Annotated in this window: 8 protein-coding genes; 6 read left to right on the top strand and 2 right to left on the bottom strand. The window is 67.2% G+C overall.

Annotated elements, in window-relative coordinates:
• The first annotated feature begins 7 nt into the window (after positions 1-7).
• From C7I55_RS25460 to C7I55_RS25435, 6 genes are all read left to right on the top strand, one after another.
• The gene (locus C7I55_RS25460) at positions 8-1,459 is read left to right on the top strand and encodes a glutamate synthase subunit beta (protein ID WP_106515866.1); all 1,452 of its coding nucleotides are present in this window, start codon (positions 8-10) and stop codon (positions 1,457-1,459) included.
• A 79-nt stretch (positions 1,460-1,538) separates the two neighbouring features.
• A complete protein-coding gene (gene ppc, locus C7I55_RS25455; protein WP_408640636.1) occupies positions 1,539-4,241 on the top strand; it encodes a phosphoenolpyruvate carboxylase in 2,703 nt (900 codons plus the stop codon).
• Positions 4,242-4,353: 112 nt separating this feature from the next.
• Positions 4,354-5,772: a TolC family protein gene (locus C7I55_RS25450; protein ID WP_106515864.1), complete on the top strand. Its 1,419-nt coding sequence runs from the start codon at positions 4,354-4,356 to the stop codon at positions 5,770-5,772.
• A gap of 46 nt (positions 5,773-5,818) precedes the next feature.
• Positions 5,819-7,492 (top strand): type I secretion system permease/ATPase, encoded by a 1,674-nt coding sequence (locus tag C7I55_RS25445; RefSeq protein WP_233222410.1) that lies wholly within the window; start codon positions 5,819-5,821, stop codon positions 7,490-7,492.
• Positions 7,493-7,494: 2 nt separating this feature from the next.
• Positions 7,495-8,799 (top strand): HlyD family type I secretion periplasmic adaptor subunit, encoded by a 1,305-nt coding sequence (locus tag C7I55_RS25440; protein WP_233222408.1) that lies wholly within the window; start codon positions 7,495-7,497, stop codon positions 8,797-8,799.
• 111 nt (positions 8,800-8,910) lie between these two features.
• Entirely contained in the window at positions 8,911-9,363 is a 453-nt protein-coding gene (locus tag C7I55_RS25435; RefSeq protein ID WP_106515862.1) for an RrF2 family transcriptional regulator, read from the top strand.
• On the opposite strand, the gene C7I55_RS25430 is transcribed toward C7I55_RS25435, so the two are convergent.
• Both C7I55_RS25430 and C7I55_RS25425 read right to left on the bottom strand, forming a co-directional pair.
• Positions 9,360-10,697 carry a sensor histidine kinase gene (locus tag C7I55_RS25430; RefSeq protein WP_106515861.1) on the bottom strand — a complete coding sequence of 446 codons (1,338 nt, stop codon included), beginning with the start codon at positions 10,695-10,697 and terminating at the stop codon, positions 9,360-9,362. The genes C7I55_RS25435 and C7I55_RS25430 overlap by 4 nt on opposite strands.
• A gap of 21 nt (positions 10,698-10,718) precedes the next feature.
• Positions 10,719-12,128, bottom strand: a complete 1,410-nt coding sequence (locus C7I55_RS25425; RefSeq protein WP_106515860.1) for a sigma-54-dependent transcriptional regulator — start codon at positions 12,126-12,128, stop codon at positions 10,719-10,721.
• Positions 12,129-12,281 lie beyond the last annotated feature (153 nt).

The raw sequence follows: 12,281 nt of genomic DNA, 5'->3' as shown, positions 1-12,281 counted from the left end.
CGAGAACATGGGTAACCCGACCGGCTTCCTGGAAGTCGACCGCCGCGACCGTGCCGCCGCGCCGCCCGCGGAGCGCCTCAAGACCTGGAACGAGTTCGTCGAGGAGCCGGGCCGAGAGGCCGTCGGCCGGCAGGCGTCGCGCTGCATGGAATGCGGAATTCCGTTCTGCCACGGCGGCTGTCCGGTCAACAATCTGATCCCGGACTGGAACGATCTCGTCTACAAGCAGGATTGGAAGGCGGCGATCGATCGCCTTCACCAGACCAACAACTTCCCGGAATTCACCGGCCGCATCTGCCCGGCGCCGTGCGAGGCGGCCTGCACGCTGAACCTCGTCGATGCGCCGGTGACGATCAAGTCGATCGAGCGCGAGATCGCCGACACCGCCTGGAACGAAGGCTGGGTCAAGCCGCAGCAGGCGCGCCGCGGCACCGGCAAGCGCATCGCCGTGGTCGGATCCGGCCCTGCCGGCCTCGCCTGCGCTCAGCAGCTCGCCCGCGCCGGCCATGCGCCGACCGTGTTCGAGAAGAATGATCGGATCGGCGGCCTGCTTCGCTACGGCATTCCCGATTTCAAGCTGGAAAAGCACCACATCGATCGTCGCATGCAGCAGATGGAGATCGAAGGCGTGATCTTCCGCTGCGGCATGAACGTCGGCGTCGACGTCACCGTCGAGCGGCTGATGGACGATTATGACGTGCTCGTGCTTGCCGGCGGTGCCGAGCAGCCGCGCGACCTCCCGATCCCGGGTCGCGATCTCGGCGGCGTCCATTTCGCGATGGATTTCCTCACCCAGCAGAACAAGCGCAACGCCGGCGATCCGGAATCGCGCGCGGCGGGCAATTCCACCATCTCGGCCGAGGGCAAGCACGTCCTCGTCATCGGCGGCGGCGATACCGGCTCCGACTGCATCGGCACATCGAACCGCCAGGGTGCGCTTTCCGTCACCCAGTTCGAGATCATGCCGCAGCCGCCGTTGCGCGAGAACAAGGCGCTGACCTGGCCGAACTGGCCGCTGAAGCTTCGCACCTCGTCCAGTCAGGAAGAGGGCGCGGAACGCGAATTCTCCGTCGTCACCACCGAATTCATCGGCGAGGACGGCCGCGTCACCGGCGTGCGCTGCGCCCGCTCCGAGATGGTGCCCGACACCGATGGACGGATGATCATCCGTCCGGTCGCCGGCACCGAATTCGACATCAAGGCGGATCTGGTGCTGCTCGCGATGGGCTTCACCGGACCGCGTCAGCAGGGTGCGGTCGCCGATTCCGGCGTCGAACTCTCGCCCTCGGGTGCGGTCAAGGCGGCGTTCGGCGAGTATCAGACCTCCACTCCGCGGATCTTCGCCTGCGGCGACATGCGCCGCGGCCAGTCGCTGGTGGTCTGGGCGATCCGCGAGGGGCGCGAATGCGCAAGCGCGGTCGATGCCTTCCTCGCGGCCGATATTCAGCGCGCCGCCTGAGCGGCCGATTCGAACGATCCAGCTTGCTTCCGGCGCGTGCCGGAAGCACATCCGCCCGGCCGATCGAGGACCGACGCACGTGAATGATCAAGCGCCCCTGGCCGAACCTGCCGCCGCCCATCGCAACGGCCGCGCGATCGGGCAGAATCCCGATATCCGCTATCTCGGCAAGCTGCTCGGCGACGTCATCCGCGCTTATGGCGGCGAGCAATTGTTCGAGCGCATCGAGCAGATCCGCCAGGCGTCGGTCGATCGCTACCGCGGAGTCGACGCCGATGCCGATCTCGGTCTCGAGGGGCTGACCCTCGACGAGACGCTCGCCTTCGTCCGCGGCTTCATGCTGTTCTCGATGCTCGCGAATCTCGCCGAGGACCGGCAGGGCATCGCCCGCGAGCCCGGCTCGAGCTTCGAGGAAGCGCTCGCCGAGCTGCGCGAAAAAGGCATCGACGATTCCGCCGTCGCCGCGATGCTCGATCGCGCGCTGATCGTACCGGTGCTTACCGCGCACCCGACCGAGGTGCGGCGCAAGAGCATGATCGATCACCGCAACCGGATCGCCGATCTGATGATCGAACGCGACGCCGGCAGCGAGGAGACCGAAGACGGCGATCTCGTCGAGGAAGCCATCCTTCGCCAGATCGCCCTGCTGTGGCAGACTAGGCCGCTTCGCCGAGAGAAATTGTATGTCGCGGATGAGGTGGAGACCGCGCTCGCCTATCTCCGCGACGTCTTCCTGCCGGTGCTGCCGACGCTCTACGCCCGCTGGGAACGCGCGCTCGGCAAGCGCCCGAAGAGCTTCCTTAGGCCCGGCAGCTGGATCGGTGGTGACCGCGACGGCAATCCGTTCGTCAACGCCGAGTCGTTGCGGCTTGCGCTCGGACGCGCCTCCGACGCGGTTCTCTCCCATTATCTCGCCGAGGTGCATGCCCTCGGCGCCGAACTGTCGCTCTCGACCGAGCTCGCCGAGGTCACGCCGGAAGTTGCGGAGCTCGCCAGCCTTTCGCACGATGCGTCGTCCACGCGCAGCGACGAGCCGTACCGGCAAGCGCTCACCGGCATCTATGCGCGGCTGGCAGCGACCTATCGCACCCTCACCGGCCGGGAGCCGGCCCGGCGCGCCAGCGTCGCTGCCGAGCCTTATCCAACCCCGGCCGCGTTGCGCGCGGACCTCGCCGCCATCGCCCATTCGCTCGGCCGCAGCGGTGCCGGCCTGTTCGCCGGCAGCGGCGCGCTCGGCCGGCTGATCCGTGCCGTCGAGACGTTCGGCTTTCACCTCGCGACGCTCGATTTGCGGCAGAATGCGGACGTGCACGAGCGCGTCGTCGCCGAGCTTCTGAAGGTCGCCGGCGTCGAGGAGGATTATCTGGCGCTGAGCGAAGCCGGGCGCGTGTCGCTGCTGCGCAGCGAGCTTGCCGGCGGCCGTCTCCTCACCAATCCGTACGCGACCTATTCGGACGAGACCCGGTCCGAGCTCGACATCACCCGTGCCGCGGCCGAGGCGCACGCGAAATATGGCCCTGGATGCATCACCGCCTACATCATCTCCAAGGCCGAGAGCGTATCCGACCTGCTCGAGGTCAACATTCTCCTCAAGGAAGCGGGCCTCTGGCGCCCGGGTTCGCCGGCGCAGGCCGATATCATGGCGGTGCCGCTGTTCGAAACGATCGGCGATCTCGAGCAGGGGCCTGAGATCATGACCGCATGGCTGTCGCTGCCGGAAGTCGCGGCGCCGACGGCGGCGCGCGGTCACCAGGAAGTGATGCTCGGCTATTCGGATTCCAACAAGGACGGCGGTTATCTGACCTCGGTGTGGTCGTTGCACCAGGCCAGCCGCGCCCTTGCCGAAGTGTTCGAGCGCCACGGCGCGGCGATGCAGCTTTTCCACGGCCGTGGCGGCGCCGTCGGCCGTGGCGGCGGCTCGAGTTTCTCGGCAATCCGCGCCCAGCCGAACGGAACGGTCCAGGGCCGTATCCGGATCACCGAGCAGGGCGAGGTGATCGCCGCCAAATACGGCACCCGGGACAGCGCGGCGATCAATCTGGAAGCGATCGCATCGGCAACCCTGCTCGCCAGCCTGGAGACTCGCTCCGTGCGCCGGCGGGAGCGCTTCTACAACGGCATGGCGGAGATCTCCGGCACCGCCTTCCGCGCCTATCGCGGGCTCGTCTACGAAACCGAGGGCTTCCCGGATTTCTTCCGGCAGATGACGCCTATTGCGGAGATTGCCGGGCTCAAGATCGGCTCGCGGCCGGCAAGCCGGACCACCTCCGGTCGGATCGAGGATCTGCGCGCAATCCCGTGGGTGTTCAGCTGGGCGCAGGCGCGGGTGATGCTGCCCGGGTGGTACGGAGCAGGCCAGGCGCTGAGCAGCTTCGAGGATCGCGGCCTGCTTGGCGAGATGTTGGAAGGTTGGCCGTTCTTCCGGACGACCTTGGACAATCTCGAGATGGTGCTCGCCAAGTCGGACATGGGCATTGCCGCCCGCTATGCCGATCTCGTCGAGGACCCGGCCATGCGGCAAGGCGCCTTCGGCCGGATTCGCGACGCCTGGCACCAGACGCACGATTGCCTCCTGGAGATCACCGGCCAATCGCGCCTGCTCGAGCGCAAGCCGGCGCTCGATGCGTCGATACGGCTTCGGCTCCCCTATATCGAGCCGCTCAACCTTCTGCAGATCGAACTGCTGAAGCGACACCGCGCCGGCGAAACGGATCCGCGGGTTCGCGAAGGCATAGAACTTTCGATCAATGCGGTTGCCACTGCGCTACGCAATTCGGGTTGATATCCCATTGGCAGGGCCAAGAAGCACGTGCCAATGCGTTGAGGCGCGGGAAGTTTTTCTAGTCTTGCCCGGTGAAGAGCGCTAATGCCCGAGCCGGGGAGGGGTGCAGGACATGTCGTCTTTCACTGCAAGAGCGTTCGTGCTTGCCGTGTCGCTTAATGCGAGTGTGCCGGCGCTTGCCCAGCCGCCTTCGCCGGTGCTCAGCCTGCCTGAGCCCAGCCGCGATCCGCTCGGGATCGATCCCGCCAGGGATCCGATCCTGCAACTCGCGCAAAGCCAGGCTTCCGAGGACGCCTTCCGCGCCGTCGTCGGCGCGGCCGTCAGGCGGCACCCGGCGACGCAGGAGGGGGCTGCTGCGGGGGCCGAGGCCAATGCGGTGCTCGCCGAGGCGCGCGAGCGGCGGCTGCCGTCGATCGATCTCAGCGTCTCCTCCTATCACGTGCTCACGCGAGAATTTTCCAACGATCAGAATAACATCGTCGAACGGTCAAGGCCCGATCAGCGCACCGATGCCTTGCTCAACGTCTCGCAGACGATCTACGATTTTGGCGCCAGCGAAGCGCGCGTGGCTTCTGCCGGCGCCCGCCTGCGAGCCGCATCGGCGGAGACCGAGGCCACCGCCGACCGGGTTGCCCTGAGCGCAGTCGGCGCCTGGTACGACGTCTTCGCTGCGCGTGCGCTGGTGACCGTCACCGAAGGATTCGTCACCAATCAGGAAGAGCTTCGCAACGCGGTCGCGGAGCGGATACGCCAGGGTGTCTCCGCAGAGGGCGACACTGCGCGGGTCGAATCGTACCTTGCCTCTTCCCAGACCCGCCTGGCGCGCTTCCGCCGCGTCCTCGCTGACGCGGAAGCCCGCTATACCGAACTGATCGGCGCGCCGCCGCCCGCTATTCTCGAACGGGCGCCGGTCGCCCAGCTTCCGGGATTCACCCGCGATGCTGCGGCGCTGGCCGCAATGAGCGTTCCGGCTGCCCGGTCTGCGCAGGCAATCGCCGATTCCGCGCGTCAGGAGGCCAAGGCCGCGAAGCGGGATCGCTATCCCCAGATCAGTGCCGGGATCGATGCGGGCCGCTATGGCGTGTTCGAGACGGAGAAGGATTACGACGTCCGGGGACGGCTCACGCTTCGTCAGCGGCTGTTCGGCGGCACCGAAGCGCGGGTCGCCCAAGCCGAGGCGCGGGTGACCCAGGCCGATGCCCGCGCCAGCCGCGTGCGTGAGGAGGCCGCCCGCGACGCGTCGATCGCTTGGTCGGATGTGCAGGCGCTTCAGCAACAATTGAAGGCACTGGAGGCGAGCTACGTCGCCAGCCGTCGATCACGCGACGTGCTGCTCGAACGCTTCCTCAATTCCCGCGGCGACATCTTCGACGTGGTTCAGGCGGATGCTTCCTATTTCGAGACGGCAACGGCATTCATCCAGTCTCTGAGCGAGCTCGATGCGGCACGATATGTGCTGCTGTCCCGCACAGGCGGGCTGCTCGACGCGCTGACCATCGATCCCGCGGCCGTGGGGGGGCAAAGTGAATAACGAACTTTCCATCAAGGCGTCCAAGCCGCGCTTCGCACCCTGGCTGATGGAGCCGATGCGCCGCAATCGGAGCACCTACGTCAAGGTCGGTCTCGCCGCCGTGATGATCAACATCTTCGGGTTGATGACGGCATTGTTCAGCATGACGGTCTATGACCGCGTGCTGCCCAACAACGCCGTCTCCTCCCTGATCGGGCTGTCGATCGGCCTCGCCATCGTCGTCATCTTCGATTTCATCCTCAAGCTGCTGCGCGCTTACTTTGTCGACATGGCCGGCGCGGCGATCGACACGGACGTGGGGGACACCCTGTTCGCGCGCCTGCTCGCGCTTCGCCTCGATCTCAAAAAGGGCTCGACCGGCGCGCTCACCGGCCTGATGCGCGAGCTCGAGGCTCTGCGCGACTTCTTCGCCTCGGCGACGATGACGGCGGTCGTCGACCTTCCGTTCATCTTCCTGACCCTGTTTGTGGTCTGGATCATCGGCGGCTCGGTGGTGCTGGTTCCGTTGCTGGCCATCCCGCTCGTCATCATCGTCGGGCTCGTCACCCAGCCGGCCATGGACCGCCTGTCGGCCAAGTCGATGGGCGAAGGGCTCGCCAAGCAGTCGGTGCTCGTCGAGACGATCGGCGGCCTCGAAACGGTCAAGGCGTCTGGCGCCGGCGCGCTCCTCTCCGGCCGCTGGTCGCGGGCGCAGCGGCTCCATTCCGACAGCTCGATGCGGTCGCGGCTGATCGCCAGCATCGGCATCACCACGGCAACCTCGGCGGGCACCGTCTCCTATGCCGGAGTCGTCATCGTCGGTGTCGCAAAGATAGCCTCGCTGGAAATGACGATGGGCGGGCTCATCGCCTGCTCCATCCTCGCCGGCCGTGCGGTAGCGCCGCTCGCCCAGATCTCGCAGCTTCTCTCGCGTATTACCGCGACCCGCACCGCCTATCGCCAGCTCAACGAGCTGATGGAGACTCCGCCGGAAGGTCCGGCCGGCGAGGCGCTGAAGCTCCGCGACCTCAAGGGCAAGATCGAGTTCCGCAACGTCAGCTTTCGCTATCCGGGCGCACCCGAAAAGGCGCTGGACGGAGTCAGCTTCACGGTCGAACCGGGTGAGCATGTCGCGCTTCTCGGCCGTGTCGGCTCGGGCAAATCGACGATCGCCCGCCTGATCCTGGGCCTCTATCCGCCGGAAGACGGGCTGGTGATGGTCGACGGCAGCGACATCCGCCAGCTCGATCCGGTCGAACTGCGCGCCAACATGGGCGCCGCGCTTCAGGAGAGCGTGCTTCTCACCGGTTCGGTGCGGGAGAATATCGTCCTTGGCCGTGCCCATGTCGACGACGAGGAAATGATTCGCGCCTGCGAGCTTTCCGGCACCCACAGCTTCATGGGCCAGATCGCCAACGGCTACGACCTGCGTCTCGCCGACCGCGGCGAAGGCCTGTCCGGCGGCCAGCGCCAGTCGATCGCGCTCGCGCGGGCGCTCGCCGGTCGCCCTCCGATCGTCCTTTTCGACGAGCCGTCGAGCGCGATGGATGCGCAGACCGAAACGGCCCTGATTCAGCGCCTAAACGAAGAGCTGAAGTCGCGCACCCTGGTGCTGATCACCCATCGCCCACCGCTGCTGCAACTCGTCAAGCGGATCATCCTGGTCGACAAGGGCAAGATCGTCGCCGATGGTCCGCGTGACGAGGTGCTGAAGCAGATCACCCGACCGAAGGCGGCCTGACCATGAACGAGATGCGCCACCTCGAAGATTATGCCGATCAGCTACGGCCGCGCACCGCGTCCAACATCCTGCTCTGGCTGATCCTCGCCTTCTTCGTCGCCTTCGTGATTTGGGCGAGCCTCACCGAGCTCGATCGTACCGTGCGCGGCAGCGGGAGGGTGATCGCCTCGTCCCAGTTGCAGGTCGTCTCCAATCTCGAAGGCGGAGTCGTCGAGGCGATCCTGGTCCGCACCGGCCAGCAGGTGAAAGCCGGCCAGGAACTGGTCCGTCTCGATCAGACCCAGACCGGCGCCGAGCTGGGCAGCGGCGAAGCGTCGGCCGATGCGCTTTCGGTCAAGATTGCGCGTCTGCAGGCCGAAGTCGCGGGACGGGAGCCGGCCTATCCGCCCGCCCGCGGGGCGGTGATGCAGAACCAGATGATGATCGAGCGATCGCTCCATGCCTCCCGCATGGCCGAGCTCGCCAGCGTCGTGAATGCCGGCAATGCCCGCATCCAGCAGGCGCAGCGCGCCGTGCAGGAGGCTGAGGCCACCTATGCAGCGCGCGTTTCCGCGCGCGATGCGCGGGCCAGCGAGGTCCGGATCCTGCGTCCGCTCGTCGACCGCGGAATCGAGCCGCGCCTGTCGCTGATGCAGGCCGAGAGCGCTTATGCGGTCGCGCAGAGCGAAGCCGCGGCGGCCTCGGCCAGCATTTCCCGCGCACGCGCCTCGATCAACGAGGCCGTCGCCGCCCTCAATCAGCAGCGTCAGGATTGGCGCGCGCTCGCCGCCAACGAACTCGCCACCGCACAGGCAGAGCTTTCGGCCCGTCGCTCGACCCTGCCCGCGCTCGCAGCCCGGGTCGCCCGCACCACCGTCAAGGCGCCGCTGGCCGGTCGCGTCAACCGGGTCCTGGTGACCACAGTCGGTGCGGCGGTCTCCCCGGGCGCCCCGCTCGTCGAGATCGTGCCGTCCGAGGAAAGCCTGCTCATCGAAACGCAGGTGCGGCCGCAGGACATTGCGTTCGTTCGCATGGGCCAGAATGCCAAGGTCGACATTACCGCCTACGACCCGTCGGTTTACGGCTCGCTGACCGGCAACGTCGTCTCGATCTCTCCGGACGCGGTGCTGAACGAGCGGACGGGCGAGACCTTCTACACCGTGCAGGTGCGCACGAAGGCGAATGCGCTCAAGGACCATAATGGAAGACCCTTGCCGATCGGCACCGGCATGGTCGCCAATGCCGCGCTTCAAGGCGACAAGCGGACGGTGATGCAATACATCCTGACACCGATCACCCGCCTCACGGAGACTGCGTTCCGCGAATAAGGTCGGGCGACAGGCTCTTGTAAAAGGCCCGCTTCCGTTTCCGCGCACGAGAAGCATCCGCGACTCGTCGTGGGTGGTTGCGATTCGGCCGCGCAGGGTTCATGAGGCGCCATGCTTTCTCAACGCACGCGCTATACAATTCGCGCGCTGCTCCATCTGGCCGATCGATCTGGTGCCGGTCCGGTGCAGCTGAGCGAGATTGCCGACGCCCAGAACATTCCGCCCAAGTTCCTGACGGTGATGCTGTCGCAGATGATCCGCGAAGGCCTCGTCGCCAGCCGTCGCGGGCGCGAAGGCGGTTACTGGCTCGCGCGGCCCGCGCAGGACATCACCTACGGCGAGGTGGTGCGGCTGACGCGCGGCTCGCTCGGCCTGCTTCCCTGCGCCAGCCGTCTCGCCTATGAGCCGTGCAAGAACTGCGTGACCGAAGACAAATGCCGGCTGCATCGGGTGATGCTGATGGTGCGTGACGAGACCGCGCGAATCCTCGATCGGCTGACACTGGCGGATGCAATTCCGGCCGATCAGCTCGCCGACGACCCGGCGCTCGCCGAAAGCTCCTAAACGAGGATCCGGAACAGCGCCCCGCCGCTGTCGCTGCGGCCGAGGCCGATCGAGCCGCGATGGGCGAGCACGACCTGGCGGGCGAGGCTGAGCCCGACTCCGGTGCCCTTCGCCTTGGTGGTGAAGAAGGGCAGGAAGACGTCCTGCGCAAGGCTGTCGGGAACGCCCGCCCCGTTGTCCGCCACCTCGATCTGCACCCGGCCGCCCGGGATCAGCGAGAAGCTGAGCTCGACGATCGGCGTGGCCGCATGGTCCCGCGCCGCCTCGGCGGCGTTGCGCATCAGGTTGATCAGCACCTGGCACATCAGATCGGGATCGACATCGATGGTCAGCGTATCGGGCGTGACCGACAGCGTGAGCCGGACCCCCTCCGCCACGTCGCCGGCGCGGAACAGGCTCTCCAGCTCGCGTGCCCAGGGGCCCACGGCGAAGGTCTTGCGGCGCACGTCCGGCGTGCGGCTGATCTGGCGGTAACTTTCGACGAAATGCATCACCCCGTCGGCGCGGCGGGCGAGCGTTTCCACCGCGGCGCGCGCGTCGGCGATGATCGGATCGTTGCCGGTGTCGACCTCCGCCATCAGATCGGCGGCGGATCGCGCCAGCGAGGTCACGGGAGTCATCGAATTCATGATCTCGTGGGTCAGCACGCGGACGAGGTCGGATTGTGCGGCGATCTCGACCGCGTTGAGCTCGCCCTGGATCGGCTGCACGGCGACCACACGCACCGTCCCGCCAAGCCTGTGCACCAACGCCGCGCTGAGCATCGCCGATTGCGGCACCGCATCGAGCATCAGCGGAACGAGGCGAGGGCGGCCGACATTGTCCTCGGCCAGCGCCCGCGCGAAGGTTTCGCCGTAGATCCGGAAATCCTCGAAGCGCACGCCATGATGGCGCACGAACAGCCGCCGCGCGGCCTTGTTGGCGCATTCGATTCGGCCGTCGCTGTCTACGGTCAGCAGCGGAGTCGGCGCATCGTCGAGCACCGCCTCGTAGAAACGGCTCGCGTCGGTCAGGCGGTGGCGCTCGTCGCGAAGCCGCTTGATGCCCTGCTCGAGCGCCTCGCCGACCTCGCTGAAGCCGCTGCCGCCGCGTTTCGAGAAGCTCTGCGACAGATCGCCGAGCTTGACCGCCTCCAGGTAGCGGGCGAGTTCGTGGTTGGTGCGCTGGATGTAACGCCACAGCGCCCACAAAGCCCAGGCGCACAGCGCCCCGGCGAGCAGGCGTGCCGCGCCCAAGCCCTCCGTAGCGAGTGCCGCAACGAACGCGAAACTGGTCACCAGCAGGACCAGCGCCCGCCAGGCGAGGCCGGCGACGAAGCGGCTGCGGAACGTCACGCGCCCGCCCGCGACCGGCGATCAGAGGCCATGCTTGTCCATGCGCCGGTAAAGCGATGCCCGGGTGAGGCCGAGTTCGGCCGCGGCGAGCGAGATGTTGTAGGAATGCTTCTTCAGCGCCTGCTCCACGATCTGCTTTTCGGCCCGCTCCAGGTTCAAGTCTGCCGGGGCAGCGGTCGCCGGGGGCGACGTCAGCCCGCGCGGCTGCGCGGCGCGCGACAGCGAGAAGTCCTCGACGGTGAAGGCGTCGTCGCCGGCCAGGATGACGGCACGCTCGGCGGCGTGGCGCAGCGCGCGGACATTGCCCGGCCAGTCATAATCCTGGAGCGCGGCCATCACCGCCGGCGGCATGGCGCGCTGCGGCTTGCCATATTTCTTTGCGTAGAGGCCGACATAATGGTCGACCAGCAGCGGCACGTCCTCGCGCCGCTCGCGCAGCGGCGGCAGCTCGATTTCCACGGTGTTGAGGCGAAACAGCAGATCGGGCCGGAACAGGCTCTCGTCGCCGAGCCGCTCCGGGGAAAGATTGGTGGCGGCGATGACTCGGACGTCGATCGGCACCGGCCGGTTGGCGCCGACCGGAACGATCTGCCTCTGCTCGAGCGCGGTGAGCAGTTTCGGCTGCAGGTGCAGCGGCAGATTGCCGACCTCGTCGAGGAACAGGGTGCCGCCGTCGGCGGCCTGGAGCCGGCCTACCCGGTCCCCCCGCGCGTCGGTGAAGGCGCCCTTCACATGGCCGAACAATTCCGAATCGAACAGATTCTCGGCGACCGCGCCGAGATCGACCGACACCATCACATTGTCGGCGCGGCGGGATCGGCGATGGAGTTCGCGCGCCACCAACTCCTTGCCGGTGCCGTTCTCGCCGAGGATCAATACGTTCGCCTCGGTCGGGCCGGCCCGCTCGATCAGCGAATAAACGCGTCGCATCGCCGACGAGGTGCCGAGCAGGGGAGTCTCCGCGCCCGACGCCGGCGCCGCGATCGCCACCGCGCGCTTGCGCTCGCGCGCCGCCGCCTGACGCGAGCTGCGCAGCGACGCGGCCGTGCGCACGGTGGCGAGCAGGCGCTCGTTCGCCCACGGCTTCGACACGAAATCGGTGGCGCCGCGCTTCATCGCCTCGACGGCGATGTTCACGCCGCCATGCGCGGTGATCATCACCACCACCGTCTGCGGATCCTTCTTCAGGATCTCCCCGAGCCAGTGAAACCCTTCGGCGGCATTGGTCGCGCCGCGGCCGAAATTGGCGTCGAGCAGCACCACGTCGGCGCCCTCGCCGTCGAGCGACGGCATCGCTTCTTCCGGACTCTGGAAGGTCGCGACTTCGTGGAACAGATCGCGCAGGAGCAAGCGTGCGGACAGCAATATGTCCGGATCGTCGTCGACGACGACACAGCGCGTAAATGGTTTCCCCTCCCGTCCCACATCCATACTCCTATCGCCTCGGCACAAGCCCACAAACAATTATCGTGCCAGCCGAGTCCGGGGGCGGACAACTGTCGTCCGCGAGCGAACGTTGCTGTGCGATAACGAACATTCCCGGCCCGCACCGCTCCCCACAAATGGCGGAAAAGCGCCGAAACC

This window comes from Allosphingosinicella deserti (genome assembly GCF_003012735.1).
GTDB classification, from domain to species: domain Bacteria; phylum Pseudomonadota; class Alphaproteobacteria; order Sphingomonadales; family Sphingomonadaceae; genus Allosphingosinicella; species Allosphingosinicella deserti.
Note: the sequence above shows the minus strand (reverse complement) of the source record. Positions and strands in the feature narration are given on the sequence as shown.

What these genes read in the sequence shown, in the direction of transcription:
- C7I55_RS25450 (WP_106515864.1), top strand. Translation starts at nt 4,354, where the DNA reads ATGTCGTCTTTCACTGCAAGAGCGTTCGTGCTTGCCGTGTCGCTTAAT.
- C7I55_RS25445 (WP_233222410.1), top strand. Translation starts at nt 5,819, where the DNA reads ATGGAGCCGATGCGCCGCAATCGGAGCACCTACGTCAAGGTCGGTCTC.
- C7I55_RS25460 (WP_106515866.1), top strand. Translation starts at nt 8, where the DNA reads ATGGGTAACCCGACCGGCTTCCTGGAAGTCGACCGCCGCGACCGTGCC.
- C7I55_RS25440 (WP_233222408.1), top strand. Translation starts at nt 7,495, where the DNA reads ATGAACGAGATGCGCCACCTCGAAGATTATGCCGATCAGCTACGGCCG.
- C7I55_RS25425 (WP_106515860.1), bottom strand. Translation starts at nt 12,128, where the DNA reads ATGGATGTGGGACGGGAGGGGAAACCATTTACGCGCTGTGTCGTCGTC.
- C7I55_RS25435 (WP_106515862.1), top strand. Translation starts at nt 8,911, where the DNA reads ATGCTTTCTCAACGCACGCGCTATACAATTCGCGCGCTGCTCCATCTG.